Below are 24,527 nucleotides of genomic sequence, written 5' to 3'. Positions count from 1 at the left end.
TGTGGAGCACCTGTGGAAACCGTTGGAACGCCTGTCGGAAGGATGTCGTCGTGGGCGACTCGTTCACCCACCTGCACGTGCACACCGAGTACTCGATGCTCGATGGTGCGGCCCGTGTCGGCGAGGTCGTGGCCGCCGCCGCGGCCGATGGCCAGCCGGCGATCGGCATCACCGATCACGGCAACATGTACGGGATCCTCCCGTTCTACAAGGCGTGCAAGGCCAACGGGATCAAGCCGATCCTGGGCACCGAGGCCTACATGGCCCACGACTCGCGGCTCGAGCGGCCCAGCCGCCGGGGCCGGGTGGACGACACCGGTGGTGACGCCGGCGGCGGCCAGAAGCTCTACTACCACCTGACCCTGCTGGCCGAGAGCTACGCCGGCTACCGGAACCTGATCCAGCTCTCGAGCCGGGCCTTCATGGAGGGCTACTACTACAAGCCCCGGCTCGACTGGGAGCTGCTCGACCAGCACTCCGAGGGCATCATCGCCACCACCGGCTGCCTCGGCGGGCACGTGCTCCAGCACCTCCTGCGGGGCGACGAGGAGGCGGCGCTCAAGGCCGCCGGCCGCCTCCAGGACATCTTCGGGCGCGACAACCTGTTCGTGGAGATCCAGGACCACGGCATCCCCGAGCAGCACCGCACCAACCCCCAGCTGTTCGACATCGCCAAGCGGATCGGGGCACCGCTGCTGGCCACCAACGACAGCCACTACACCCACCGCGAGGACGCCGTCGCCCACGACGCCCTGCTGTGTGTGCAGACGGGCTCGCTCATGAGCGACCCCGACCGGTTCAAGTTCCACGGCGACGACCACTACCTGAAGTCCGCCCGCGAGATGCGCGACCTCTTCTCCGAGGTCGAGGTGGCGTGCGACAACTCCCTCTGGATCGCCGAGCGCTGCGAGGTCGAGATCGAGTTCGGCAAGCCGCTGCTGCCGAACTTCCCGCTGCCCGAGGGCTTCGAGGACGACGCCGCCTACCTGCGCCACCTCACCTTCGAGGGCGCCAAGAAGCGCTGGGGCGACCCGTTGCCGGACGCCGCGGTCGAGCGGCTCGCCTTCGAGCTCGAGGTCATCGGGAACATGGGCTTCAGCTCGTACTTCCTCATCACGTGGGACCTCATCAAGCACGCCCGGGACCTGAACATCCGCGTCGGCCCGGGCCGTGGCTCCGCCGCCGGCTGCGCGGTGGCCTACACGCTCTGGATCACCGACCTCGACCCGATCAAGTACGACCTGCTGTTCGAGCGGTTCCTCAACCCGTCCCGCATCTCCATGCCCGACATCGACATGGACTTCGACTCCCGCTACCGGGACGAGATGATCCGCTACGCGGCGGAGCGCTACGGCCGGGACCACGTCGCCCAGATCGTCACCTTCTCCACCATCAAGGCCCGGGCCGCGGTGCGAGACGCCGCACGCGTGCTCGGTTACCCCTACGCGGTGGGCGACAAGGTGGCCAAGGCCATGCCGCCGCTGATCATGGGCCGGGACACGCCGCTCTACGCCTGCCTCGAGCCCAACGAGAAGTTCGCCGACGGCTACAAGATGGCCGGCGACCTCCGGAAGATGTACGAGGAGGAGGAAGACCTCCGCAAGGTCATCGACGTGGCCAAGGGCCTCGAAGGCCTGCGCCGCCAGGACGGCATCCACGCCGCCGCGGTGGTGATCACCAAGGACCCGCTCACCGAGTACCTGCCCATCCAGCGCAAGCCGCTGGCCGGCCAGGACATCGAGAACGCCCCGGTGGTCACCCAGTACGAGATGAACGTGGTCGAAGAGCTGGGCCTGCTCAAGATGGACTTCCTGGGCCTGCGCAACCTCGACGTCATCTCCGGCGCGCTCGAGCTGGTGAAGGGCTTCCGCGGCGTCGACCTCGACATCGACAACATCTCGCTGAACGACGAGAAGACGCTGGAGATGCTGTGCCGCGGCGACTCCATCGGCGTGTTCCAGCTGGAGGGCGGCGCCATGCGCGCCCTCATGCGCTCGCTGGCCCCGGACTGCTTCGAGGACGTGGCGGCGCTCATCGCGCTCTACCGGCCGGGCCCCATGTCGGTGAACATGCACAACGACTACGCCGATCGCAAGAACGGCCGCAAGCCGGTGGAGTACTTCCACCCCGCCGCCGAGGAGCTGCTCGGCGACACCTACGGCCTGATGATCTACCAGGAGTCGGTGATGCGGGTGAGCCAGCGCTTCGCCGGCTACTCCCTGGCCGAGGCCGACAACCTGCGCAAGGCCTGTGGCAAGAAGAAGCCCGAGCTCATGGCGAAGGAGCGCTCGAAGTTCGTCGAGGGCTGCACCAGCGCCGGCTTCGGCGAGCTGGGCACCCCGCTGTTCGACAACATCGAGGGCTTCGCCAACTACGCCTTCAACAAGAGCCACAGCTTCGGCTACGGCGTGGTCACCTTCCAGACGGCGTACCTCAAGGCCCACTACCCGGTGGAGTACCTGGCGGCGCTGCTCACCAGCGTGAAGACCAGCCTGGAGAAGGCGGCGGTCTACCTGAACGAGTGCCGCACCATGGGCATCCAGGTCCTGGTGCCGGACGTGAACCGCTCCGACGTCGACTTCGTGGCCGCCCGCCTCGACGACGGCACCGAGGTCATCCCCTTCGGGCTCTCCGCCGTGCGCAACGTGGGCGAGGCCCTGGTGGAGAAGATCGTCGAGGAGCGCCGGGCCAACGGCGACTTCGCCGACTTCTACGACTTCTGCGAGCGCGTCGACATGACCGTGCTCAACAAGAAGACGCTGGAGTCGCTCATCAAGGCCGGCGGCTTCGACTCCGTCGGCCACCCGCGCCGGGGCCTGCTGGCGGTCTTCGAGCAGATCGTCGACAACACCATCGCCCGTCGCAAGGAGCGGGACATGGGCGTGATGACGCTCTTCGGCGACCTCGACGACGGGGGAGCGGGCGCCAGCTTCGACGAGCGGGCCAAGATCCCGGACCTGCGCTTCGAGAAGAAGGAGCAGCTGGCCTTCGAGAAGGAGATGCTCGGGCTCTACGTGAGCGACCACCCGCTCATGGGGGCCGAGGCCGCGCTGCGCCGCAAGGTCGACAACACCATCGCCGAGCTGGCCGAGCTCGACGACGGCGCCATGCGCACCATCGGTGGCGTGGTCAACGGCCTGCAGCGCAAGTGGACCAAGAAGGGCGACCTCATGGCCGTCTTCACCCTGGAGGACCTGCAGACCTCGATCGAGGTCATGGTGTTCCCCAAGACCATGACCGACATCGGCCACCAGCTCGCCGACGACGCCGTGCTCATCGTGAAGGGGCGCGTCGACAAGCGCGACGACACGCCCAAGTTCATCGCCATGGACGTCGAGGTGTTCGACGGCGTCAGCGACGGCGCCCCGCCGCTGCGGCTCAAGGTCGCCCCGCACCGGCTCGACGCCGGCACGGTCGACGAGCTCAAGGGCCTGCTGACCCGCTTCCCGGGCGAGTCGCAGGTGTTCCTGCACCTCGGCGAGGACAAGGTCCTGCGCCTCCCGGAGCAGTTCTGCGTCGACACCAGCCACGGCCTGATCGGCGAGCTGCGGGTGCTGTTGGGCAGCGGCGCCATCCTCTGAACCGGGTTTCCAGCCGACGGGGTGGCTCTGCTACCTTCGTCCGTCCCGGGGCCATTAGCTCAGTTGGCTAGAGCGCCTGCATGACGCGCAGGAGGTCGGGGGTTCGATTCCCTCATGGCCCACCATCGCCCCGGCACCTGACCTGCGGTTCACCCCGCAGGTCAGCTTCGTTTTCGGGGTGGGCTCGCTCCTCGTGCGAGTGCGCCCCACGTCAGCGGCGTGCGGTCGGTGCTCGCCCCGGGGGACGCACGGTGCGGATTGCCCACCTCGCAGCGACAACGTGTGTGCCTCGGCCGTTCGCGGCGGTGACGGCGCGGCCATCTCCTTCCACCGAGTGGATTCGTACTCCCCGCCGGTCTGGCCTGGTCAAGACCGGCCCCAGCAGATGCACGTCGACGTGCTCGTCGACGATCTCGACGTCGCAGAGGAAGAGCTGCTCGGACTGGGCGCCTCCAAGCACGAGCAACGGTCCGGCCTCCTTCCGCGTGCTACTCGATCCGGCCGGTCACCCCTTCTGCATCTGCCTCGAGTGATCGGCGTCGCACGTCCTCGACGCAGCCTTAGGTGGCACTCGTCACGACGCACCAGGCGGTAGCGGCTTGCCGAGGTAGAAGAGGTGGCGACCGTCATCCATCTCCTGGCGAATGCGTTCCTGCCAGTGCTCGTCGCTTCCCGCCAACACCGCACGGCGGGCCGTGATCTCCGAGAGGCACTCGTAGAAGTAGGGCTCGCTGCTCGCGGCCTGCAGCGTCCAGCAGACGCGAGCGGTCACCGCCTCCCCGCCCAGTGCGAACCTCGAACACCTGGCCAAGACCAGCGCTTCGAGTGGCTCTGGGTCGACCGAGTCGTGAAGCCGCCCGAAGGTCAGAAAGAAGCGATGCTCGCCATCCTCCAGCGTCACTTCGACCGCTACGACATCGTCCACCGCGGAAGCATCGCAGATCTCTTCCATCCCTTCTTTCCGAACTCCGGTGGGCCGATGGCGTGGCGGCTTGGCGAAGTGCCGGCCTGCGGTGGGTCGCGCCGGGAGCCGATCGACCGTCGCAGACCTGGACACCGATCCGCGTTCTCGGCAGGGCCACGCGGTCGGGGAGGATGGACCACGTGCAGCGTGTGTCGGTGGTCGGGAACGCCGGGTCGGGCAAGTCCAGCCTGGCCCGACGGATCGCTGCGGTGATCGATGCGCCCTGCATCGAGCTCGACGCGATCCACCACCTCGCCGGTTGGCAATCGATCGACCCTGACGAGTTCGTGGACCGCGTCGATGCGATCACCCATGCCGAGCGATGGGTGGTCGATGGGAACTACCGGACGGTGGTCGTGGACGGTCCGGTCTGGGCCCGGGCCGACACCGTCGTGTGGCTGGACCTCCCGCGCTCGGCCGTCATGCGCCAGGTAATCGGCCGGACCCTGCGGCGGACCGTTCGCCGCGAGCGCCTGTGGAACGGCAATCGCGAGCCCCTGACGAACTTCTGGGTCTGGCACCCCGAATCGATCATCCGCTGGGCTTGGACCCAGCACGACAAGTACGAGGATCGCTACAGCCGGTCGATGGCCTCACCGGCCCTCGATCACCTCGAGTTCGTGCGGCTGCGGAGCCACGCAGAGGCAGACGAGTGGCTCGAGAACCTTTCCCCCCGGCAGTGACCAAGACGAACGTGCAGGGCTTGCGTGTCTGACCCGGCGTTACGGGGCACCCGGCTCGACCTGGTCCGAAGAGCCAGCAGGTTCGCGAAGCCACGCCAACGCAAAGTCGAGCACCGCGTTTCGCATGATCGCCTCATCGGCAGGGGTGAAGTCCACAGGCTGCCCTGCAGGAGGATCCAGTTGGCCCCACAAGGCGACTCGTGCCACTCGGTAGTCCCAGCCGGCCCCGCCCCTGCCGCCCCACTTCGCGTCGCCATCCGAGTGGAGCCACTCGGTCATCTCCCGTCCGGGGAAGAGCCCGGTCCCTACGTCGATGCCGTAGATCCATGACGTCGCCTCCCCGTGGGTGCTCAGCCCGTACATCCCGGGCCGACGCCGAGCGTGCTCGACGACCTCGGCGATCTGCTCTGCGGTCTTTGTGTTCATGGGCGACCATGATCTCAGAGCTATGCGGAAAGGAGCCGCGATGTTGCTGAGCCGGGCACGCGCACGACCCCTCTGCACCAGCCGGTGTGGGTGGTGTCGCGAAAGTGCCGGTAGGGGACGGTGCAGTCTTGCTCGTCGACTCCGCGGCCCTTGCTGCCCGCGCGCTGCTCAACCGACCAGCCCGCAGGTCATGCGTGCGTTGGGTGCCCACTCCAGCAATCGACTGCCCGTCGACGGCGGGGCGCAGTCAGCTCGAGGCGGGGCGGCCCGGGGAGGGCCGTTGGGCGATGCTCTGGGCGAGGGTGGCCCCGCTCACGCAGAGCAGGACGAGGCAGCCCTGCGCAGCGAGGACGGAAACGGTCATGGCGCCGAGCTTGCTGACGAGGACCAGCGCCAGCCAGGGCAGGACGGTCGCCGTGACCACCCCACGGCGTCGGCTGGGGGCGAGGCGGGCCCCGATCGTGGAGATGATCGGCAAGACGACGTACGGGGCAGAGAACGCCAGGCTCAACGTCCGGTGGCTCGGCGACCGCAGGGCGATCGTCACCCCGAGGGAGCCGATGACCACGACCCCGGCGATCGCGCAACCGAGGATCGTGGCCTGCTCGCGTGGTTGAGGCACCATCCCATCCCCGACCAGTCGAGTGCGAACGAAGGCTCGAAGGCTACTGGCGGCAGGTCGCCGGGGTGGCCTCTCGCCAGCGGGTGGCGCCCGGCACCGTTCCTCACGAGCGTGGCTGCTCGCGGAGGTGTCGCCGAGGGACTGGCCGGGCATGGCGATCGCCCAGGACGCACCTGCGGACGCTGCCCGAGGATGGCGAGGCGCGCCGCAGTACCTTCGTTCGGTGGACGACGTCGCGGACAGGTTGCCCCATCATCCGACGACGGTGACCCCACCAGGCCGCCGCTCTCGGCGCTGGTTGGTCGGCCTCGCCCTGCCACTGGTTCCGGGGGTGCTCGTGCTGGGCAGCTACCAGGCACGGCGTGCCCTCATCGGTGAACGGGAGGTCTGCATCGTCACCCGTGCGTCGCTGGCCCAACGGCCGAGCCCCTACTCGGGCAGCGATCACCCGCTCGACCCACAGGTCGGTGACTCCTACATCGGCACCTCGGGATGCGTGGCCTTCGAGACGATCTGCGTCCGGCGGATCGAGCTCCTCGGAACGCGGGTCGACTGCTCGTCGTGAGCGAGGACCAACCCGCGCTGCGTCGGGGTGCCGGGCAGTGGCCTGCTTGCCCCGGGGACCGGACCCCTCCGATGGCACACTGGTTCAGTTGAGAGCCGCTACGGCGCCCACCGCAGGCGATGCTCGGCCGGCTGGCAGCGGAAGGCGCCGGCCCGGAGGGGCTCACGATGGGGTGCGGCGGGGGACCGCTTCGTCCCGTCGGGCGTCCGGCCGCCTGATCTGGACCACGTTGCTGCCCCGCACCAGGGGCACGGTCTGGATCAGCGTGCCGTCGAGGTCCGTGAGGCGGCCCGTGCCGGCCGTCCGGACGTCGACCCGGAGGTTGACCACGTCGCCGACGGACGGGTAGCTGATGCTTCGCCTGCGCCGCCGCCACCAGGACAGGGTCCGGGGGAGCTCGAGGTACCCGAACGCCGGGTCGTGCACGGGGAGGGCGTCCGCATCGACGACGACCGTCGCTTCCCCGTCGATCCGGTCGTTCGTCGTGTTCGCCATGGGGCCCCCGCTCGGATCGTCGCGGTGCAGTCTGCCGGATCGCCGTCTCCGGCAAGGCTGCCCGGCGAAGGCCTTCCTGCTCGAGCGCTGGCCGCAGCCCCACCTTGGTCGGGTGCGGCGAGCCCTTGCGAACGGTCGCTGGCCAGGTCCGGGTGCGCGCAGGCCGGGCCGGGTGGAGGCTGGGGCAGGTGGGCACGCGCCCGCCTCGCAGCGACGATCGGCGACCTCCCGGTCGTCGAGGTCCCGGCGCAGTCGGCATCCGGGCGAGCGCGCCACAGCGCACGGTCCCGGAGCCCGAGACCGGGCATCCGACGGCTCGGCCTCGACCGGCGAGCGAGCGCCGACGCCCGTGGATGCGCGTTGCTAGGTTGCCGAGGCAAGGCAGGGCGAGGAACGAGGAGCGGGAACCATGGGTGATTGCAACTGCGCGACGGTGTGCCCGACATCGGCGAGCTGCATCGTGATCTACATCCACGACACCGGCGAGTGCTGGTGCGCGTGCAGCAAGGACGCCGTCACGCTGGAGCCGTTCGACCAGCCGGCGCCCGTCCGGCTGTCGGATCGGATCGACGTCGACATGCGGGGCGCCGACCTCGCCGAGCTGGGCGAGTTCCTGTCACGGCGGTCCGAGGTCGACCTCCTCATCCCTGCAGCGAGGGCCGCGGACTGGGTCGAGGTGAAGGCCGAGGGCATCACGCTCGGCGACCTCGTCGAGCAGGCCGGCCTGGTGGCCGCGCCCGCCGGACCCCCGGACGCGTCGGCCAGCTGACTGCGCCCGGCCCGGCCGCCGGCCGGCGGGTGTCAGTTCGACGGCGCCGGTTCGGCCGACAACGGACCTTCCCAGGTCGGCCACCGCTTGGGTGCCGGGGTCCAGTCGCGGCTGCGCATGGCGGCCGCCAGCTCGGCGACGGTGGTGATGTGGTGGTGCGGCCCCCCGTGCAGCACGAGCGTGCCCTCCACCTCCTCGAGGCGGTAGGGGCGGCCAGCGATCGTGATCAGCCCGACCCAGAGCTCGCGGTCGCCGGCGTCGGCCTGGGCCAGGCCGAAGCGGAAGTCGGAGCCCTTCAGCAGGAACCGTGCTTCGAGCTCCGCCGTCGTGGCGCCCTTGGCGCGCAGCTCGCGCCGCTGGCGCTCGAGCCGCTCCCGTTCGACCAGTCGGCGTTCGAGCACATCGGCAAGGTTTCCGCTCGTGCCACTCGTGTCGGACATGGTCCCGAGCACCCCTCCCAAGGCCGCGACTGGCGTCCAGAAGAGGACGCTTCGGTACCCTCCCACGCACCCCCTGAGCAGGGCAATCTGGCCGGGGCGGGCCGGCGCCAGATCACACGTTCGGGGTGCCGGCAGTAGCTGAACCGCACGGCGGGGCCCAGGGCGGCGACGGTCGAACGGCCCGGTCGGGCGGCCGAAGCGACCGGCGCTCGTGGCCCCCGCCGGGCTGGCATCCTGTCGTCCCCGGACCGCTTGGACGGCACCGATGAGAACGGGTGCCGGCCGGCGTCGGGTGAGGGTCCGGTGGACGCACCGGGCCACCGCGACAGAGAGCAGCGACATGCGACCACTTCGATACTCGATCAACGTCACGCTGGATGGCTGCTGCCACCACGAGGCCGGGATGCCTCCCGACGAGGAGTCGATGCGGTACTGGACCGCCGAGATGGAACGGGCCGACGCCCTGATCCTCGGCCGGGTGACCTACGAGATGATGGAGTCGGCGTGGCGGCGGCCGGCCTCGGGACCGTGGCCCGACTGGATGGACGAGTGGGAGGTCCCCTTCGCCGAGAGCATCGACCGGGCCGAGAAGCACGTCGTGTCGAGCACGCTGAGCGGGGTCGATTGGAACGCCGAGCTGGTGCAGGGCGACCTGGGGGACGCGGTCCGGCAGCTCAAGCAGGAACCGGGCGAAGGCCTCTGGGTGGGCGGTGTGACGCTCCCGCTCGCGTTGGCCGACCTCGGCCTGATCGACGAGTACGAGTTCCTCGTGCAGCCGGTGCTCGCCGGGCACGGGCCGACGTTGCTCGGCGGTCTCCGTGAGCGCATCCAGCTCGAGCTGGTGGACCGCCAGGAGCTCGCGTCGGGCACGGTCGCCATGCGGTTCCGGCCGACCGCTCCTTCGACCTGACCGCAGCCGCTCCGGGCCGTGGTGCCGGCGCGCCGTGGCAGCCGCGCTGCGGCAGTGGTCAGGCCTCGATCGACCCGATCTCGGCCTCGAGCTGGTGGCGATCCCGGGATCGTCCGCGGACCGCGGTCCGACCGGCCGAGTCGACGAGCAACCAGCGGTACGACCTCAGCTGGATGGGGAGCACGGCGGAGCTCTTGGGGACGGGCAGGACGAGCGTGCGCCGCTCGATCCGCCACGCAGAACCGTCGGCGAGGAACCCGCGCTCGACGGTGTTCCAGCTCATGGGTCGATCCTCGCGCGGCGCGGGTCGCGGATCGGAGCGACCTCGTCCGATCGTGCGACGGGAACGGCAGCGGACAGGACCTGCTCACGGTTCGGGAGACCCTCGATCTGGATCGGCCAGCCGTGGGCCTCGAGGGTCCTGAGCAGTCGTCGGCTGGTGAGGAGCCGGTCCCAGAAGCCGCCTTCGACCAGCGCCACCGCAACCGATGCGTGCAGCGAGCGAGGGTTCGCCACGACGATGCAGCCTCGAACCGCTTCCTGCCGGAGCCTCCAGGCCGATCCCAGGCATCGCACGTCGATCTGGTCGGCGTCGACGCGCACGCGAACGAGCGGCCACGGCACCTCGCGGCACACCGCTCGTCCCGCCACCTGCTGCCTCGTGACGACGGTCGCGCCACTTCGGAGCTGCGTCGCCGATCCGGGATCGCCCATCGACCGAGGATGCCAGACGGACCCCGGTGTCGGTCAGCCGGCGTCGGCGCGGCCGGACCCGCCTCCGCCCCACGGCTGGGAGGTGGGTGCGGTCACCGTCGAGCGGACGGCCGGGATCCGCCGGTGGCAAGCAGGACGCCGACCTGACGCCTCGAGACCCTCGTAGCCTCGGCGGATGGCGCTGAAGATGGACAACGTCGGGATCGTCGTCGAGGACCTCGATGCCGTGATCGGGTTCTTCGTCGAGCTCGGCCTCGAGCTCGAGGGGCGAGCCATGGTGGAGGGGGAGTGGGCCGGGAGCGTCACCGGCCTGGGCGACCAGAGCGTCGAGATCGCCATGCTGCGCACGCCGGATGGGAACAGCCGGATCGAGCTGTCGCGCTTCCTCGCACCAGCGGTGGTCGCCGACCACCGCAACGCGCCGGTGAACGCGCTGGGCTACCTCCGGGTCATGTTCGCCGTGGACGACCTCGACGACACCCTCGCCCGGCTCGCTCCCCACGGCGCGCAGCTGGTCAGCTCCGAGGTGGTCCAGTTCGAGGACGCCTACCGGCTCTGCTACCTCCGCGGGCCCGAGGGCATCCTCGTCGGCCTCGCCGAGGCGCTCGGCTGAGCCGGAGCGACGCCGGGCCGATCCGGGTCGGGGGCCGCCCGAGGTCGAAGCGATCGGCGGTGTCCCGCCCGCCGCCAGACGAGCACGGGCAGCCCTGGCGGGTGTGTGGAACCATCGGGCCGATTACGACGCCGATCGGTCCCGTTGCGCAGCGACCCAACCCGGCCCTGGCGCCGCTGGCCCCGCTCCTGGGGGCGTGGCGAACCACCGGCACGCACCCGCTCGTCCCCGGCGTCACCTTCCACGGACGGACGTCGTTCGAGTGGCACGAGGGCGGCGCGTTCCTCTTGATGCGCTCCGAGATCGACGAGCCGCAGGTGCCCGACGGGCTGGCGATCATCGGGTCCGACGACGCGGCCGGCACCTTCACGATGATCTACTTCGACGAGCGCGACATCTCCCGCCGGTACGACGTCGAGGTGGCCGACGGCGAGGTGAGCTGGCACCGCGACGAGGCCGGCTTCGCCCAGCGCATGGTCCTCACCATCGGGGCCGACGGCACCAGCCTCGAAGCCCAGGGGACGATGTCGCGCGACGGCGCGCCGTGGGAGGACGACCTTCGGCTCAGCTACCAGCGCATCGACGGGTAGCGCCGCCGGAATCCGGTCTTCACCAGGGCTGGGCGGCGACCAGGAGCGCAGCGAGCGGTTCGAGCACGTCCACGACCTCGGCGAGCTCGGCTGGAGCGAGCGCCTCGTAGGGCAGGGCGGCGAGGTCGTCGGTGCGATCCTCGATGCGGTCCTTCACGGCGTGGCCGGCGTCGGTGAGCCACCCGTCCTCGCCGATCAGGCCCCGCTGGCGCAGCCCGTCGATGACCTCGTCGAGCAGCGGGTCCGGGAGGTGGTGGATGCGTCCGAAGCTCTTCGCCGGCACGTCCATGTCGAGGGCCAGCAGGACGTGGGCCTCGAGGCCGCCGATCCCGTCGACCATGAGGGCGGCGATGTGGCCGTCGCCCCGGTGCTCGCGCAGCAGCGAGGCGGCGTGGAACAGGCGTGCCACCACTTCGTCGGGGGCCGGGATCGTGCGCAGGGCGGCGTACATCGGCCGGCCCTCGACCGGTGCGCTGACCGCCGCCTGCAGCAGCAGGTCCGTCGCCCGGGCGACCTCTGGGGTGTCGAGCCGGTCCCCGAGGATCCGCCGCAGAGCCTGGGCGCACCCGTCCCGGCGGGCGGCGATCGCCGCCTCCGGCGTCGTGGTGTCCCACACCTTCGGGATGTGGCGGGCAACCTCGCCCGGCCCGAAGTTGTAGAAGAGCGCATCGACGACCTCGGCGGCGACGAGCCCCAGCGGGGCCGCCCGGCCGGCGAAGTAGGTGTCCCAGTAGTTGGTGAACCCCAGCGCGAACATCGTCTCGTTGGGCTCGTCCGCCGAGTATGGGATGACCCCGATGGGCTCGACGAGCTCGAACATCTGGCGTGCCATCGGGTTCATGGTCGACCTCTTCCTCGGATCCGAGCGCTCCTGGTGAGCGCTCACGATCATGGACGCCCGACCGGCGCGGAACTCATCGCGTCGACGCCACCGAGCGGGGCCGGACCGGTCGGCCCACCACGGCGGGTCGACGCCGAACCGGGGCTCAGCCTGGCGTGTCGGCCTGCGACTCGCCGCGCTCGAGGTACGCCGCAAGGTTCGACAGCGAGCGCTCGTTGCGGCGGCTGATCAGCGGGTCGGCGAGCGGCTTGGTCGGGGCGAGCAGGCCGATCGGGACCTCGTCGAGCTCCACGACGGTGGAGCTGGGGTCGGTGCCGGCGGCGAGGGTGAACGTGGCCCGCCCGCGCCCGAACGGGCGCGCCCGCACCTCGAGGCTGAGCACCTCGTCGTCGACCCGTTCGAGGACCTTGGTGTTGTCGGCGAGGGTGATCGGCCCCACCAGCCCGACGCGGTGGTGGAACTTCGAGCCGGGTGCAGGCCAGGCGGCATCGACCGAGCGGATGTCCCGGCAGCCCACCAGCCAGTGCGGATAGGTCTCCGGCGTGGTCAGGGCGCCGTAGACCGCCGAGACCGGCAGGGCGATGGTGTGGTGGACGGTAGCCATGGGGCTGCTCTCCTCGAAGGGGTCGCGTCCCTCTGCCCGCGGGGGCGGCGTTCGGTCACGCCGCGGCGGTGATCACCCGTACGGGCCACGCTCGCCTGGCGGCCGCTTCGGTCGTCGGATCAGGTCGCGGTGGCGACGAGGACGGCGTGGGCTCGAGGGCCGTGGACCCCTGCGGGCTCCTGGCGGCGTTCGAGCTCGGCGAAGCCCGCCTGGTCGAGGCGGGCCGAGAGGTCGTCGACGGGCCAGGACCAGGCGGTGGCGACCTTGTGGTCGAAGGGCTCGAGCGAGGCGCCCGGGAAGAACCCGACGACGGCCGTGGCCCCCGGAGCGAGCACCCTGCGGAGCTCGGCGAGGACGGGATCGAGCTCGTCCGGCGGCAGGTGGATCAGCGAGTACCAGGACAGGAGCCCGGAGGCGCACCCGTCGGCGAGGGGGAGCCGCCGCATCGAGGCCTGGACGTGGCGCCCGTCGGGATCGGCGGCGCGCCCGTGGTCCAGGAACGCCGGCACCAGGTCGATGCCGGTCGACGCCACGCCGAGCGAGCGCAGGTGGGCGGTGAGGTGCCCGGGGCCACAGCCCGCGTCGAGCACCGGCCCGACGAGCGTTCCGAGGTGCCCCACGATCAGGGCGAGGTCGCCGGGGTGCACCTGGTCACGGTGGCCGAAGGCCTCGATGTAGCGCTCCGCCATGGCCCCGTAGGCCTGCTCGACGGGTTCCACGACACCGACCCTAGGGGCGGCGAGGCATCCGGCGGGGCGTGGTGCGCGGCGCTCCCTGGACGCCAGGGCCGGTCAGGGTCGGCGGCCCACGAAGGCGAGCAGCCGGGTCTGCTCGTCGGCGTCGTCGGGCACCTCCACCTTGGGGCCGAAGTGGCCGCTGGCGCGCAGCACCTCGTCCATCGGTTCGAGCTTCAGGAGCGACTCGTGGACGAGCTCGGGATCGAGCGTCACCTCTTCGCCGACCGCGTGGGCCAGGTCCCAGGTGTGCAGCATCACGTCTTCGCGGACGAAGGTGTCGATCGCCTCGGCGAACGTGTGGGTCCCGGCGTGCGGGTGCGAGATCGAGGCAGAGGCGACGGTCGGGTCCTCGAGGGCCGCCCGGATCGCGGCGTCGAGCGCCGTCCAGGCCTCGATCGGGTCGGCCCCGGGAGGCGCGGCCGGGAGGGTCGGGCCATCGGCGGCAGCGAAGAACGCCGGGACCCACTCGGCGAGGTGGAGGACGACGTCTCGGGCCACCCACCCCGCACAGGGGGCCGGCCGATCCCACGCGCCGTCCGGCACGGCGTGGACGATCGCGTCGAAGGGGTCGGCCACCCGGCGGTACCTGCTGGCGGTCTCGTCCATCGCCCCAGGCTCCTTCCTCGGGTCGCCGAGGGCAAGTGGTCCGGGCATCCGCCGAGCCGCTCCGGGGCACCGCGGTCGCAGCGCGGGGAGAACGAGAGGCAGGAGCGCGTCGGTAGCGTTGCGGACATGACGATCGACGACGTGGACGACCTGGCGGGGCTCTCGGCGGCTGGACGGGTGGTGGCCGACGTGCGCGACGCCATGCTCGCCGCCGTCGAGCCCGGGATCACGACGGGCGAGCTCGACGCCATCGGGCGTGGCCTGCTGCGGGCGACCGGGGCCCGTTCGGCGCCGCGGCTGGCCTACGGCTTCCCGGGCAGCACCTGCATCAGCGTGAACCACGAGGCCGCCCACGGGGTGCCCTCCCGCCTCCGCCCGCTGCGGTCCGGTGACCTCGTGAACATCGACGTCTCGGCCGAGCTCGACGGCTACTGGGCCGACACCGGGGCGAGCACGGCGGTGGGCACCGCCACCGAGCGAGCGGTGGAGCTGCTCGATGCCACCCGCCTGGCCCAGGCCGATGCCATGGCGGCCGCGGTGGCCGGGGCGCCGCTGCGCCACGTCGGTCGGGTCGTCGAGCGTCGAGCCCGCCGCCACGGCTTCACGGTGGTGGCCGACCTGCTGGGCCACGGCGTCGGCCGGTCGATCCACGAGTCGCCCAACGTGTCCAGCGTCGAGGACCGGTCGGACCGCACGATCCTGTGGGAGGGCTTGGTGCTGGCGATCGAGCCGTTCCTCGCCATGGGTGCCACCCACACGGTCGAGGGGGACGACGGCTGGACCCTCCTCACCGACGACGGTGGGCTGGTGGCCCAGTTCGAGCACACCGTCGTGATCACCGACGGCCACCCGCTGGTCCTCACCGCCTCGGCCGCCTGACCGCGACCCGACGGCCGTCGGGCGTCGGGCGTCGGGCGTCAGAGGGTGCCGTCGGTGAGGGCGCGGCGCACCTGGCGGGCGCGGATGCGGACCTCGGGGAGGTCCGACAGGCGGTCGAGGCCGCGCACGGCCTGGGCCATCCGCGGGTTGGGGCCGAAGCGGTCTCGGTGGCGGTCGAGGAAGTCCCAGTAGAGGGTGGTGTACGGGCAGGCGTCGTCCCCGGTCCGCTTGGTCGGGTCGAAGCGGCAGGGCTTGCAGTGGTCGGTCATGCGAGCCAGGTAGCGACCGCCGGAGACGTAGGGCTTGGTGGCCATCTGGCCGCCGTCGGCGTGCAGGCCCATGCCGATCAGGTTCGGGAGCATGACCCACTCGTCGCCGTCGACGAACGAGTCGGTCATCCACCGCACCACCTCCCGGGGAGTGACGCCCGCAAGGGTCGACAGGTTCGCCAGCACCATGAGCCGCTGGATGTGGTGCACCCAGCCCCGGTCCCGGACGCCTTCGACGGCGTGGCGGACGCAGCGCATCTCGGTGGCGGTCGGGTCCCGGAACGCCGGTGGCAGCGGCGCCCGGGCGCGGAGGGCGTTGCGGTCGGGGTAGCCGGGCATCGAGCGCCAGTAGGTGCCCCAGACGTACTCCCGCCACCCGATGACCTGGCGGATGAACCCCTCGGCCGAGGCGATGGGCACGTCGCCGGCCCGGTGGGCCGCCTCGGCCGCGTCGGCCACCTCGCCCGGGAGGAGGAGCCCGATGTTGAGCGCCGGGCTGAGCAGGCTGTGCGCCACGTGCCAGCTGCGCTCGACGATGACGTCCTCGTGGGGACCGAACACCGGCAGGACCACCTCGACGGCGTGGCGCAGGCGGGCCAGGGCCTGGCGTCGGCTCGTCGGCCACCAGCCGACCGGATCCTCGCCGAAGCCGGCCGGGCCGATGGCGGCCAGGACCTCGCGGTCGACGTCGTCGAGTCGGGAGCGCACGGGGTCGGGCCACGGGTTGCCCGACGGCGGGGGCTCCCGGTTCTCGGCGTCGTAGTTCCAGCGCCCGCCGACGGGCTGGTCGCCGTCCATGAGGTAGCCCAGCCGCTCGCGCTGCCAGCGGTAGAAGTCCTCCATGCGCAGGCGGCGGGCGCCGCGCCCGTCGGCCCAGGCGTCGAACTCGCTGGGGTGGCAGAGGAACTGGTCCGACGGCACGGTGGCCACCTGCTCACGCTCGAGCAGCGCTCGGGCTGCCCAGGAGTTGGGCTCGGTGGCCACCACCTCGTCCGATCGGTGCTCGCGGCGGTGGGCGGCCAGGCCGTCGGCCAGCGTGGGCGCCGGACGGAGGTCCACCTCGAAGCCGGCGTCGGCCAGCTCGGCGGCGAAGCGGCGCAGCGCCGTCACCACGAGGTGGGTGCGCTGGCGGTGCCGGGCTCCGTCGAGCTTGGCCCTGCTCTCGACCAGCAGCACCCGGTCCTCGCCCGGCACGGCATCGGCCAGCGCGCCGATCTGCCGGTTCAGCTGATCACCCAGGACCCACACGGTGCGCGACACGCCGGGCCCCTACCCGCACCGCTCGAGCCTCGTGCGCGGCACCGCGCCGAGCGGACGGCCCGCTCCTGTCGACCGCCCTTCCGGACGATCTCGAACTTCTTCGCGGATCGTGTCGAGGATGCGTTCGGAGCTCCGTCCCAGGGGTGCGAGGCGCACCCGGCGCCCGAGCGACCCGAGGAGCCCACGATGGATGCCGACGAGATCACCGAGGTCCTGGAACGTCCCTACAGCCAGGAGCTGCTGGCCCGGGACCTGACCCGGCTGGCCTACGTGGCCACCGACGGCACGCCCCGGAACGTGCCCATCGCGTTCAGCTGGAACGGGTCCGAGGTCGTGCTGTGCACGCCCACCAACGCCCCCAAGCTGGCGTCGTTGCGCCAGAACCCGCAGGTCGCCCTCACGATCGACACCGAGTCCCACCCGCCCAAGATCCTCTTGATCCGCGGCCGGGTGGAGCTCGACGAGGTGGAGGGGATCCCGGAGGAGTTCCTGCAGATGAACGGCACCTACGAGATGTCCGACGAGCAGCGCGTGGCGTGGGAGGCCGAGGTGCGGTCGCTCTACGACGGCATGGTCCGCATCGTGGTGACCCCAACCTGGGCCAAGCTCATCGACTTCGAGCAGACCCTGCCCACTGCCGTCGAAGAGCTCTACCGTGAGCGCGAGGGCCGCCAGCAGGGCTGACGGCGTTGCGTCCCGTGCCTCAGCGAACGTGCGCCGTACGGCCTGGTCGAGCTCTCCACCAGCGCAGGCGGGCAGGGTTGGCATCCGCTCCGGACCAGCTCGCCACCCGTCACCGGTCGGCGGTCGGTGACGGTTCGGTGGGGCCGGCGGCCGGGGTCAGGCGGCGAGCGACCGTCGGCTCTTGGTGAGCAGCCGGCGGAGCTCCATGAGCACGAACCGACGCTCGAGGAACACCCGTGGGAACGACTGGCCGTGGTTGTTGCGCATCGAGGGCGAGAACTGCAGGCGCATCCGCAGCAGGCCACCGGGCCGAGCCTCGGTGAAGCGGCCGTTGACGAGGAGGGTGTTCATCCCGAACTCGTGGCGGAGGCAGAAGAGGAGGCTCTCGCCGGACAGCTCGAGGTCGACCTCGGCGGCGCCCGGTGCCGGGCGCAGGCCGTGGAACATGTCGTAGGTGAAGGTCCCGATCGGTGAACCGGGCACGCGGAGGACCGCCGGCCGGAGGTAGCGGGTCCGGGCGAAGGGCCGCATGGCCCACAGCTGGTTCTTGGCCTTGATGCGCACCTGGGCGGTGCGGCTGGCTTCGAGGAGCTCGGCGTCGGCGACCGGCTTGGCAGCGACGCGCGGGGCATCCTCGCTGCGGCGGACGTCCTCGGCGTAGCGGGCGCACGCCTCGGCGTTGTCGTGCGGGGCCATCAGCTCCCACCCGTCCCCGGGGTAGAGCACCACGGCCTCGGCTCCCGCCGCCTCGATGGCTGCCGCAGCGCGGTCCACGCCGACCACCGAGTCGTTGAGGTAGTCGTTCTCCTCGTGGCAGAACCACACGAGGCTGGCGCACGGGATCACCACCCGCGGACGGGCCACCTCGATGGTCCGGGCCAAGCGGGCCAGCTTGCTGTCGGCGTGGCGCAGGCGGGCCTCGACCTCGTCGGGGTTCGACATCCCGTTGGCGTAGCTGAACTGCTGCAGCACCAGGTCCACCCGACCGAGCCGGCTGACGATCCCCTCGAGCTCCCCCGAGATGGCGAACTCGCAGTCGTTGACGTTGAACAGCGACGTGCCGTCGACCACGAGGTGGAGCCACGAGTCGGTCCCGACCGGCCCGCACGTGGCGGTGATGCCCGGCGCGACCTCGAAGGCCTGGCCGGCGGGCATGGCCCGCACCTGGAAGCCCAGCGAGCGGCAGAACTTCGAGCACCCGGCCGTCGCGGGTGTCCTGGTACCAGACGGTCATCTGCCGGCGCTGCTCCTCGGGGAAGGCCTTCAGCGCAGCCGGTGAGAAGTGGTCGGGGTGCTCGTGGGAGAGCCAGACGTGTCGGCAGTCCGCCAGCTGGTCGATGGTGGTGCGGGTCTCGCTGAGCAGTCGCCACGACCCGTTGAACGCGTCACCCGCGAACCACGGGTCGACCACGAGGCAGCTCCCGGCCTCGGAGCGCACGGCGAAGCCGGCGTGGTTCAGCCACTGGATGCCCGCCCGGGTTCCCGTCATGGCCGGAGCATAGAGGTGCCACCAGACCACTCGGCGCTGCGGTCACCTCGTCCGGAACCGGGACTGGACCGGCGATCGGGGGGGGTACGCAGCGCCGAGAGGCGGGCCTGACGCACCCTTCTCCTGAGCACATCGACGGCCGGAGAGCAGGGATCCCCATGGTGGCAAGCGAGCGCACGGGGTCACGCGCGGCCGAAGCCCAGGCACGCAGCTGATGGCGGTCGACCAAGGGCGCTTCGCAGCGGTGCTCGCCGAGTTCGCCCACACCATGGTCACGGAGTTTCCGATCCAGTCGATCCTCGACCACCTCGTCGACCGGATCGTCGAGGTCCTGCCGGTCAGCAGCGCCGGGGTGACCCTCATCGCCATCGACAAGGAGCCGCACTACATCGCCGCCTCCGATGAGGCGGCCCGACGGTTCGAACAGGCCCAGGGCGAGGCCGGCGAGGGCCCGTGCCTTGCGGCCTACGAGCTCGGCGAGCTGATCGCCATCCCCGACCTGGCTTCCGACCAGCAGTTCCCCCCGGTTCGCCGAGGAGGCGCTCGCCGCCGGCCTGCGAGCCGTCTTCACCATCCCGTTGCGCCACGAGGACGGGTGCCTGGGCGCGCTCGACCTGTACCGCGACCAGCCCGGAGCCCTGGACGACGACGAGCTGGCCACCGCCGAGACGCTCGCCGACGTGGCCACCGCGTACCTCCTCAACGCCCGGACCCGCGACGAGGCTCGGCGCAGCCGCGACCAGTACCAGCACCGGGCGCTCCACGACCACCTGACCTCGTTGCCCAACCGCCACCTGCTGCAGGAGCGGATCGAGCAGGCGGCCCAGCGAGCGCGTCGCTCGCACGCGACCGCAGCAGTCCTGTTCGCCGACCTCGACCGGTTCAAGGTCGTCAACGACACGCACGGGCATCGGGCCGGCGACGACCTGCTGATCGCGGTCGCCCGCCGCCTGAACGGGCTGGTGCGAGCCGGGGACACGCTCGCCCGCGTGTCCGGGGACGAGTTCGTGTTCCTCTGCGAGGACCTGGTCGACGTGGCCGAGGCGGAGGGCTTGGCCGTGCGGGTGACCGAGGTCTTCGCCGAGCCGTTCCTCCTGGCCGGCGTCGAGGCTCCGATCACGATCACCGCCAGCGTCGGCATCGCCTACGCCGGCCCCGGATCGGCCATCTCCGAGCAGCTCGTGGTCGAGGCCGACATGGCGATGTACCAGGTGAAGCGCCGAGGGGGGAGCGGCCACCAGGTCGTCGACATGCGCGAGGCGCTGCGCACCATGGACCTGCAACGGCTCGAGCACGACCTGCGCCGGGCCCTGGCCGAGGACCAGATCGAGGTGCACTACCAGCCGATCCTGCACACCCCGGACGGCACCACCGCCGGGGTGGAGGCGCTGGTGCGCTGGACGCACCCGGCCCGAGGCCCGATCCCACCGCCGACCATCATCCGGGTGGCCGAGCGGAGCGGGCTCATCGGCGAGCTCGGTGCCTGGATCCTCGAGCGGGCGTGCCGCGACCACGCCCGCTGGCTGGCCGAGGACCCGCTCCTCGATCTGGACCTGGCCGTGAACATGTCGGCCAGGCAGCTGCTCGACGCCGGGTTCGACCTCGAGGTGTCGGCGATCCTCGATCGCACCGGCATGGCTCCTGGATCGCTGGTGCTGGAGGTGACCGAGAGCGTGTTCATCGACGACTCCGGGGCTGCGGGCGAGGTCCTCGCGGCCCTCGACGGGCGCGGGATCCGCCTCGCGCTGGACGACTTCGGCACCGGCTACTCGTCGCTCAGCTACCTGTGCCGGCTCCCCATCCACATCGTCAAGATCGATCGGTCGTTCATCGCCGACCTCGACCGGGCCGACACCCGCGCCATCGTCACCGCCATCTCCGGGCTGGCCCACGAGCTCGACCTCGAGATCGTCGCCGAGGGCATCGAGACCGAGGACCAGGCCAACCAGGTCGGGGCGCTGGGCTGCCAGTACTCGCAGGGCTTCCTCTTCGCCCGTCCGATGACCGCCGAGGCCGTCGCTGAACGCCTGCAGGCGGAGCGGGCGCGCCAGGTCGAGCTGGTCGTCGGCCGGCACCCGGCCCTCGCCCCGCCGTCCGGTCCTCCGCAGGTGACCAGCCGGGCGACGCTGCTCGTCTTCTCCCACGTCATCGAGGAGCTGGCCGAAGCGGCCGGCGCCGACGCGACGTTGGTGACGATGTTCCAGCACGCCCGCCACTTCGCACCGATGGCGGCGCGCTACGAACGGCTCGCCGGCGCCGGTGCGACCGTGGTGGTCGGCTTCGCCGGGAGCGGGCCGCCCGTCGACGGCCTGACCGTCGTCGAGCTGGCCGACGCGCACCCGCTGCGGGACCAGTGGTCCGTCGTGCTCATCACGCCCACCGTGGCGGCCCACGTCGTCGCCACCGACCTCGTGCCGTCGGGTCCGCCGGGGGCCCGTTCGGACCGGCGCTACTCGGGCCGGTGGGGCTTCGATCGGCGAGAGGCCGGGGCCCACCTCGAACGCCTCCTGGTCGGGCTCGAGGACGCGATCGCTCCCCGGGTCCGGGCCCAGCTCGTGGAGACGGCCCGGCGCGCCGGCGGACCGCCGCTCACCCGGGCCGAGCACGGCCTGGCCGGTGCCGCCCGCAAGCTGCTCGAACGCATCGAGGCCGACCAGCGGGCCCTGGCCGACCTCGTGCCGGCACCAGACCCCACGCCCTGAGGGGCTCAGCGGGCTCCGGCTCGGTCAGTCGGGTCGAGACTGCACGGCGCGGACCGCTGCGTAGCCGCACCCGGCGACCACGCAGACCAGGGCCGTCCACAGCAGGATCAGCCGGCGCTCGTGTGGCGATGCCTGCACCAGCGGCGCGATGCCCGCCACGATGACGGCCACCGAGACGGCGAGGGCGAAGAAGACCCCGCGTCTCGCTCAGCAGCTGCGAGCGCTGGTGGTCGAGCTGCTGCTGCTGGATCCCGGCGATCTGCTCGAGGATGTCCATCATGTCGGAGGTCTGGGCGATCTCGGCCTCGAAGGTCCCGATCGACACGTCGTCTCCCGGCGCGTCGGCGGAGGCGTCGGGATCGTGGACCTCGGGACCGGCGCCGGAGTCGGGTCCGACCTCTGGCTCGGGCTCGACCTCGACGGGGGCCGGGAGCTCGGGCGTCGTCGGCGCCTCGGCGTCCCAGCCGTCGGTGAGCTGCGGGAACGCCTGGCGGGCGCGCCCGCCTGGGCCTCGAGCCGCCGCTGGGTCCGCTGGTAGGAACGGCGCAGGTCCGGGTCGAGGTCGGGCGGGCCGCCGTGGCGGCCACGCCGGGACGTCTGGCCGAGGCGGTCGGTGGAGGACTGCAGGACCTCGCGCAGCGCGGCGGTGAACGCCTGCTGCTCGCTCGGGTCGAGGATGCCGTTGCCTGGTCGGGCCAGCAGTCGCGCCGTGCGCATGCCCATGGCCCGCACGGTCTCCGGGGTGAACTCGGCCGGAAGCTGCGATCGGTCGAGGCGAGGCGCGGAGCGGTCCGGGGGCACCGGCCCAGCATCGCACCCCGGCGCGAGAGGTGGGCGAGACCGGCCACCCCGGAGCGCAGGCGGAGGTTCTCGGAGAAGATGTCGAGGGAGATGTCGAGAACGGGCCGCTCGCTCCGTCCCCGGGGTGGAGCGGCCACCGTGGCCGGACCAGACCGAGGAGACCGAGATGGCGAAGTACCTGTTGCTGAAGCACTACCGAGGGGCCCCGGCGCCGGTGAACGACGTGGCGATGGACCAGTGGACCCCGGACGAGGTCCAGGCGCACTTCCAGTACATGGAGGACTTCGCCGACCGGCTCCGTGACCAGGGGGAGTACGTCGACAGCCAGGCGCTGTCCTCGGAGGGGGCCTGGGTGCGCTCCGACGGCGAGGGCCGGCCTCCGGTCACCGACGGGCCGTTCGCGGAGACCAAGGACCTGATCGCCGGGTGGATGGCCATCGACGTCGACAGCTACGACCGGGCCCTCGAGCTGGCCGCCGAGCTGTCGGCCGCACCCGGGGCCGGGGGCGAGCCGATCCACGAGTGGCTGGAGCTGCGGCCCTTCATGGGGTCGGCCCCGACGGTCACCGAGTGACCGGACCGGCTGCGCACCGAGGTGCGCTGGACGAGCGGCTCCTTCGCGAGCTCACCCCGGCGGTGATCAACGTCCTCGTGGGGCGCGGCGTCGACTTCGCGACCGCCGAGGACGCCGTGCAGGAGGCGCTCGTCCAGGCCACGCGGGCGTGGCCCGAGCGCCAGCCGGACGACCCCAAGGGCTGGCTGGTCACGGTGGCGTGGCGGAAGTTCCTCGACGCCCAGCGCTCGGCGGCCTCCCGCCGAGCCCGCGAGGAGCGGGTGGAGGTCGAGCCGCCGCCGGGCCCCACCGAGCAGGTCGACGACACGCTCCAGCTCTTCTTCCTGTGCGCCCACCCCTCGCTGTCGCCCACGTCGGCCGTCGCGCTGACCCTGCGCGCCGTCGGCGGCCTGACCACCCGCCAGATCGCCCAGGCCTACCTGGTGCCCGAGGCGACCATGGCCCAGCGGATCAGCCGGGCCAAGCGCACGATCGCCGACGTCCGGTTCGGGGCGCCGGGCGACCTGGCGACGGTGCGGCGCGTGCTGTACCTGGTGTTCAACGAGGGCTACAGCGGCGAGGTCGACCTGGCCGCCGAGGCCATCCGGTTGAGCCGGCAGCTGGTGGCGCTGACCGGTGACGAGGAGTCCGCCGGCCTGCTCGCGCTGATGCTGCTCCACCACGCCCGGCGCCCGGCCCGCACCCGCCCGGACGGCAGCCTGGTGCCGCTGGCGGAGCAGGACCGCTCCCGCTGGGACACGGCGCTCGTGGCCGAGGGCGTGGCGATCCTGCAGGACGCCCTCGGGCGTGAGCGCCTCGGCGAGTACCAGGCCCAAGCGGCCATCGCCGCGCTGCACGCCGACGCACTGGTGGCCGAGGAGACCGACTGGGTGCAGATCGTGAGCTGGTACGACGAGCTCCTGCGGCTCACCGGCAGCCCGGTGGTGGCCCTCAACCGGGCCGTCGCGGTGGGCGAGGCCGACGGGGGTGCCGCCGGCCTCGCCGCCTTGGCGGACCTGGACCCGGCCCTGCCCCGGTACGCGGCCGCGGCGGCGCACCTCCACGAGCGGGCCGGCGACCCGGCCACCGCAGCCCGGCTCTACGCCGAGGCCGCTCGCGTGGCGTCCAACCTGGCCGAACGCCACCACCTCGCCCGCCAGGCAGCCCGGCTCGGCCGGGCCCGGCGAGGCTGACGGGCCCGCCGTCGACGCCGTCGCCGGGAGGATCGAGGACCGGCGGCGCCGAGGTCCGTAGAGTCCCGCTCCATGCCATCTCCGAAGCGCGCCGATCTCGCCGACTACTACGCCCAGCTCCCCGATGCCGCCGTCGAGCACCTCGCCACCCTCCGCGAGCTGTGCGCCAAGGGGCTCCCGAAGGCCGAGGAGGTGCTCCAGTGGAACAACCCCGCCTTCGTGCAGGACGGCACCCGGCTCCTGATGCTCCAGTCGTACAAGCAGCACTGCTCCCTCCGGTTCCCCACCCGCTTCTTCGCCACCCAGATCGAGGCGGTCGAGGAAGCCGGCTACGAGGCGGGGGAGGGCTTCATCAAGCTCCCGTACGACACCAAGCTCCCGGTGCCCCTCCTCAAGCGGCTCATCAAGGCCCGCCTGGAGGAGTTCAAGGCCACCGGCGCCGGCTGGTAGCTCGCCGCCAGCCCCGCATCGACACCGGCGTGCTGCGCACGCCCCGGGCTCGGTCGAGGCGTCCCTAAGCTCCGGCCGGGCCGCGGG

28 protein-coding genes, 1 tRNA gene and 1 pseudogene are annotated in these 24,527 nt (G+C 71.8%); 16 read left to right on the top strand and 14 right to left on the bottom strand.

The features are described 5' to 3' along the window. The first annotated feature begins 50 nt into the window (after window positions 1-50). The 3 genes from dnaE (at window position 51) to KSP35_RS25630 (ending at window position 4,176) form a co-directional block, all read left to right on the top strand. Window positions 51-3,581, top strand: a complete 3,531-nt coding sequence (gene dnaE / locus KSP35_RS05450) for a DNA polymerase III subunit alpha (protein ID WP_216999652.1) — start codon at window positions 51-53, stop codon at window positions 3,579-3,581. Window positions 3,582-3,629: 48 nt separating this feature from the next. Beyond that, a tRNA-Val gene (locus KSP35_RS05445) sits at window positions 3,630-3,706 on the top strand. 53 nt (window positions 3,707-3,759) lie between these two features. Next, window positions 3,760-4,176, top strand: a complete 417-nt coding sequence (locus KSP35_RS25630) for a VOC family protein (protein WP_371748703.1) — start codon at window positions 3,760-3,762, stop codon at window positions 4,174-4,176. Here the strand turns inward: KSP35_RS25630 and KSP35_RS05435 are convergent. Beyond that, window positions 4,156-4,533, bottom strand: a complete 378-nt coding sequence (locus KSP35_RS05435; RefSeq protein ID WP_216999648.1) for a hypothetical protein — start codon at window positions 4,531-4,533, stop codon at window positions 4,156-4,158. The two genes, KSP35_RS25630 and KSP35_RS05435, sit on opposite strands and share 21 nt — an antisense overlap. 152 nt (window positions 4,534-4,685) lie before the next feature. Between KSP35_RS05435 and KSP35_RS05430 the strand changes: the two genes are divergently transcribed. Then, window positions 4,686-5,228 (top strand): hypothetical protein, encoded by a 543-nt coding sequence (locus tag KSP35_RS05430; protein WP_216999646.1) that lies wholly within the window; start codon window positions 4,686-4,688, stop codon window positions 5,226-5,228. Between the two features lie 39 nt (window positions 5,229-5,267). On the opposite strand, the gene KSP35_RS05425 is transcribed toward KSP35_RS05430, so the two are convergent. Both KSP35_RS05425 and KSP35_RS05420 read right to left on the bottom strand, forming a co-directional pair. Then, window positions 5,268-5,654 (bottom strand): hypothetical protein, encoded by a 387-nt coding sequence (locus tag KSP35_RS05425; protein WP_216999644.1) that lies wholly within the window; start codon window positions 5,652-5,654, stop codon window positions 5,268-5,270. A gap of 247 nt (window positions 5,655-5,901) precedes the next feature. After that, the gene (locus KSP35_RS05420; protein ID WP_216999642.1) at window positions 5,902-6,201 is read right to left on the bottom strand and encodes a hypothetical protein; all 300 of its coding nucleotides are present in this window, start codon (window positions 6,199-6,201) and stop codon (window positions 5,902-5,904) included. 298 nt (window positions 6,202-6,499) lie between these two features. Between KSP35_RS05420 and KSP35_RS05415 the strand changes: the two genes are divergently transcribed. Then, the gene (locus KSP35_RS05415) at window positions 6,500-6,841 is read left to right on the top strand and encodes a hypothetical protein (protein ID WP_216999640.1); all 342 of its coding nucleotides are present in this window, start codon (window positions 6,500-6,502) and stop codon (window positions 6,839-6,841) included. Window positions 6,842-7,003: 162 nt separating this feature from the next. Here KSP35_RS05415 and KSP35_RS05410 read toward each other — a convergent pair whose 3' ends face one another. Next, complete coding sequence (locus KSP35_RS05410; RefSeq protein WP_216999638.1) at window positions 7,004-7,336, bottom strand: hypothetical protein; 333 nt, start codon at window positions 7,334-7,336, stop codon at window positions 7,004-7,006. Between the two features lie 409 nt (window positions 7,337-7,745). On the opposite strand from KSP35_RS05410, the gene KSP35_RS05405 reads away from it, so the two are divergent. Then, window positions 7,746-8,105 (top strand): hypothetical protein, encoded by a 360-nt coding sequence (locus tag KSP35_RS05405; protein ID WP_216999636.1) that lies wholly within the window; start codon window positions 7,746-7,748, stop codon window positions 8,103-8,105. Between the two features lie 32 nt (window positions 8,106-8,137). Here the strand turns inward: KSP35_RS05405 and KSP35_RS05400 are convergent, their stop codons facing one another. Beyond that, entirely contained in the window at window positions 8,138-8,506 is a 369-nt protein-coding gene (locus tag KSP35_RS05400) for a hypothetical protein (RefSeq protein WP_216999634.1), read from the bottom strand. A 379-nt stretch (window positions 8,507-8,885) separates the two neighbouring features. Between KSP35_RS05400 and KSP35_RS05395 the strand changes: the two genes are divergently transcribed. Then, window positions 8,886-9,455: a dihydrofolate reductase family protein gene (locus KSP35_RS05395; protein ID WP_216999632.1), complete on the top strand. Its 570-nt coding sequence runs from the start codon at window positions 8,886-8,888 to the stop codon at window positions 9,453-9,455. A gap of 58 nt (window positions 9,456-9,513) precedes the next feature. Here the strand turns inward: KSP35_RS05395 and KSP35_RS05390 are convergent, their stop codons facing one another. Then, on the bottom strand, window positions 9,514-9,738 hold the full coding sequence (locus KSP35_RS05390) for a hypothetical protein (RefSeq protein WP_216999630.1): 225 nt from the start codon (window positions 9,736-9,738) through the stop codon (window positions 9,514-9,516). Next, the gene (locus KSP35_RS05385; RefSeq protein ID WP_216999628.1) at window positions 9,735-10,169 is read right to left on the bottom strand and encodes a hypothetical protein; all 435 of its coding nucleotides are present in this window, start codon (window positions 10,167-10,169) and stop codon (window positions 9,735-9,737) included. The genes KSP35_RS05390 and KSP35_RS05385 overlap by 4 nt, the downstream gene beginning before the upstream one ends. 175 nt (window positions 10,170-10,344) lie before the next feature. On the opposite strand from KSP35_RS05385, the gene KSP35_RS05380 reads away from it, so the two are divergent. Together KSP35_RS05380 and KSP35_RS05375 are read left to right on the top strand one after the other, a co-directional pair. Further along, window positions 10,345-10,782 (top strand): VOC family protein, encoded by a 438-nt coding sequence (locus KSP35_RS05380; protein ID WP_216999626.1) that lies wholly within the window; start codon window positions 10,345-10,347, stop codon window positions 10,780-10,782. 101 nt (window positions 10,783-10,883) lie between these two features. Next, on the top strand, window positions 10,884-11,372 hold the full coding sequence (locus tag KSP35_RS05375; protein ID WP_216999624.1) for a hypothetical protein: 489 nt from the start codon (window positions 10,884-10,886) through the stop codon (window positions 11,370-11,372). A 19-nt stretch (window positions 11,373-11,391) separates the two neighbouring features. On the opposite strand, the gene KSP35_RS05370 is transcribed toward KSP35_RS05375, so the two are convergent. The 4 genes from KSP35_RS05370 to KSP35_RS05355 form a co-directional block, all read right to left on the bottom strand. Continuing rightward, complete coding sequence (locus KSP35_RS05370; RefSeq protein ID WP_371748699.1) at window positions 11,392-12,213, bottom strand: MarR family transcriptional regulator; 822 nt, start codon at window positions 12,211-12,213, stop codon at window positions 11,392-11,394. Between the two features lie 145 nt (window positions 12,214-12,358). Then, entirely contained in the window at window positions 12,359-12,817 is a 459-nt protein-coding gene (locus KSP35_RS05365; RefSeq protein ID WP_216999620.1) for an SRPBCC family protein, read from the bottom strand. 119 nt (window positions 12,818-12,936) lie between these two features. Next, window positions 12,937-13,536, bottom strand: coding sequence for a class I SAM-dependent methyltransferase (locus tag KSP35_RS05360; RefSeq protein WP_216999618.1), 600 nt, complete (start codon window positions 13,534-13,536; stop codon window positions 12,937-12,939). A 72-nt stretch (window positions 13,537-13,608) separates the two neighbouring features. Beyond that, window positions 13,609-14,160 carry a TIGR03086 family metal-binding protein gene (locus KSP35_RS05355; protein ID WP_216999616.1) on the bottom strand — a complete coding sequence of 184 codons (552 nt, stop codon included), beginning with the start codon at window positions 14,158-14,160 and terminating at the stop codon, window positions 13,609-13,611. A gap of 126 nt (window positions 14,161-14,286) precedes the next feature. On the opposite strand from KSP35_RS05355, the gene map reads away from it, so the two are divergent. Beyond that, window positions 14,287-15,039, top strand: a complete 753-nt coding sequence (gene map, locus KSP35_RS05350) for a type I methionyl aminopeptidase (RefSeq protein WP_216999614.1) — start codon at window positions 14,287-14,289, stop codon at window positions 15,037-15,039. Between the two features lie 38 nt (window positions 15,040-15,077). On the opposite strand, the gene KSP35_RS05345 is transcribed toward map, so the two are convergent. Further along, a complete protein-coding gene (locus tag KSP35_RS05345) occupies window positions 15,078-16,568 on the bottom strand; it encodes a cryptochrome/photolyase family protein (RefSeq protein ID WP_216999612.1) in 1,491 nt (496 codons plus the stop codon). Between the two features lie 186 nt (window positions 16,569-16,754). Here KSP35_RS05345 and KSP35_RS05340 point away from each other — a divergent pair, with 186 nt between their 5' ends. Further along, entirely contained in the window at window positions 16,755-17,252 is a 498-nt protein-coding gene (locus KSP35_RS05340) for a pyridoxamine 5'-phosphate oxidase family protein (protein WP_216999610.1), read from the top strand. A gap of 156 nt (window positions 17,253-17,408) precedes the next feature. On the opposite strand, the gene KSP35_RS05335 is transcribed toward KSP35_RS05340, so the two are convergent. Continuing rightward, a complete protein-coding gene (locus tag KSP35_RS05335) occupies window positions 17,409-18,407 on the bottom strand; it encodes a hypothetical protein (protein WP_254127001.1) in 999 nt (332 codons plus the stop codon). Between the two features lie 109 nt (window positions 18,408-18,516). Continuing rightward, window positions 18,517-18,741: pseudogene (locus KSP35_RS25625) on the bottom strand (MBL fold metallo-hydrolase); the annotation flags it as partial. Window positions 18,742-19,295: 554 nt separating this feature from the next. Between KSP35_RS25625 and KSP35_RS05330 the strand changes: the two are divergent. From KSP35_RS05330 to KSP35_RS05310, 5 genes are all read left to right on the top strand, one after another. Then, complete coding sequence (locus tag KSP35_RS05330; protein WP_371748959.1) at window positions 19,296-21,443, top strand: EAL domain-containing protein; 2,148 nt, start codon at window positions 19,296-19,298, stop codon at window positions 21,441-21,443. 160 nt (window positions 21,444-21,603) lie between these two features. After that, window positions 21,604-21,981: a hypothetical protein gene (locus KSP35_RS05325; RefSeq protein ID WP_216999606.1), complete on the top strand. Its 378-nt coding sequence runs from the start codon at window positions 21,604-21,606 to the stop codon at window positions 21,979-21,981. Between the two features lie 429 nt (window positions 21,982-22,410). After that, entirely contained in the window at window positions 22,411-22,818 is a 408-nt protein-coding gene (locus KSP35_RS05320) for a YciI family protein (protein ID WP_216999604.1), read from the top strand. A gap of 26 nt (window positions 22,819-22,844) precedes the next feature. Next, window positions 22,845-23,990, top strand: coding sequence for an RNA polymerase sigma factor (locus KSP35_RS05315; RefSeq protein WP_217002124.1), 1,146 nt, complete (start codon window positions 22,845-22,847; stop codon window positions 23,988-23,990). 72 nt (window positions 23,991-24,062) lie between these two features. After that, the gene (locus KSP35_RS05310; RefSeq protein ID WP_216999602.1) at window positions 24,063-24,440 is read left to right on the top strand and encodes an iron chaperone; all 378 of its coding nucleotides are present in this window, start codon (window positions 24,063-24,065) and stop codon (window positions 24,438-24,440) included. The last annotated feature ends 87 nt before the right edge of the window (window positions 24,441-24,527 follow it).

The organism is Aquihabitans sp. G128 (genome assembly GCF_019048865.1).
Taxonomy (GTDB): Bacteria; Actinomycetota; Acidimicrobiia; order Acidimicrobiales; family Iamiaceae; genus Aquihabitans.
Note: the sequence above shows the minus strand (reverse complement) of the source record. Positions and strands in the feature narration are given on the sequence as shown.

What these genes read in the sequence shown, in the direction of transcription:
- KSP35_RS05390 (WP_216999630.1), bottom strand. Translation starts at nt 9,738, where the DNA reads ATGAGCTGGAACACCGTCGAGCGCGGGTTCCTCGCCGACGGTTCTGCG.
- KSP35_RS05380 (WP_216999626.1), top strand. Translation starts at nt 10,345, where the DNA reads ATGGCGCTGAAGATGGACAACGTCGGGATCGTCGTCGAGGACCTCGAT.
- KSP35_RS05405 (WP_216999636.1), top strand. Translation starts at nt 7,746, where the DNA reads ATGGGTGATTGCAACTGCGCGACGGTGTGCCCGACATCGGCGAGCTGC.
- KSP35_RS05335 (WP_254127001.1), bottom strand. Translation starts at nt 18,407, where the DNA reads ATGCCCGCCGGCCAGGCCTTCGAGGTCGCGCCGGGCATCACCGCCACG.
- KSP35_RS05395 (WP_216999632.1), top strand. Translation starts at nt 8,886, where the DNA reads ATGCGACCACTTCGATACTCGATCAACGTCACGCTGGATGGCTGCTGC.
- KSP35_RS05355 (WP_216999616.1), bottom strand. Translation starts at nt 14,160, where the DNA reads ATGGACGAGACCGCCAGCAGGTACCGCCGGGTGGCCGACCCCTTCGAC.
- KSP35_RS05435 (WP_216999648.1), bottom strand. Translation starts at nt 4,533, where the DNA reads ATGGAAGAGATCTGCGATGCTTCCGCGGTGGACGATGTCGTAGCGGTC.
- KSP35_RS05425 (WP_216999644.1), bottom strand. Translation starts at nt 5,654, where the DNA reads ATGAACACAAAGACCGCAGAGCAGATCGCCGAGGTCGTCGAGCACGCT.
- KSP35_RS05410 (WP_216999638.1), bottom strand. Translation starts at nt 7,336, where the DNA reads ATGGCGAACACGACGAACGACCGGATCGACGGGGAAGCGACGGTCGTC.
- KSP35_RS05325 (WP_216999606.1), top strand. Translation starts at nt 21,604, where the DNA reads ATGACGGCCACCGAGACGGCGAGGGCGAAGAAGACCCCGCGTCTCGCT.
- map (WP_216999614.1), top strand. Translation starts at nt 14,287, where the DNA reads ATGACGATCGACGACGTGGACGACCTGGCGGGGCTCTCGGCGGCTGGA.
- KSP35_RS05385 (WP_216999628.1), bottom strand. Translation starts at nt 10,169, where the DNA reads ATGGGCGATCCCGGATCGGCGACGCAGCTCCGAAGTGGCGCGACCGTC.
- KSP35_RS05320 (WP_216999604.1), top strand. Translation starts at nt 22,411, where the DNA reads ATGGCGAAGTACCTGTTGCTGAAGCACTACCGAGGGGCCCCGGCGCCG.
- KSP35_RS05365 (WP_216999620.1), bottom strand. Translation starts at nt 12,817, where the DNA reads ATGGCTACCGTCCACCACACCATCGCCCTGCCGGTCTCGGCGGTCTAC.
- KSP35_RS05310 (WP_216999602.1), top strand. Translation starts at nt 24,063, where the DNA reads ATGCCATCTCCGAAGCGCGCCGATCTCGCCGACTACTACGCCCAGCTC.
- KSP35_RS05340 (WP_216999610.1), top strand. Translation starts at nt 16,755, where the DNA reads ATGGATGCCGACGAGATCACCGAGGTCCTGGAACGTCCCTACAGCCAG.
- KSP35_RS05370 (WP_371748699.1), bottom strand. Translation starts at nt 12,213, where the DNA reads ATGAACCCGATGGCACGCCAGATGTTCGAGCTCGTCGAGCCCATCGGG.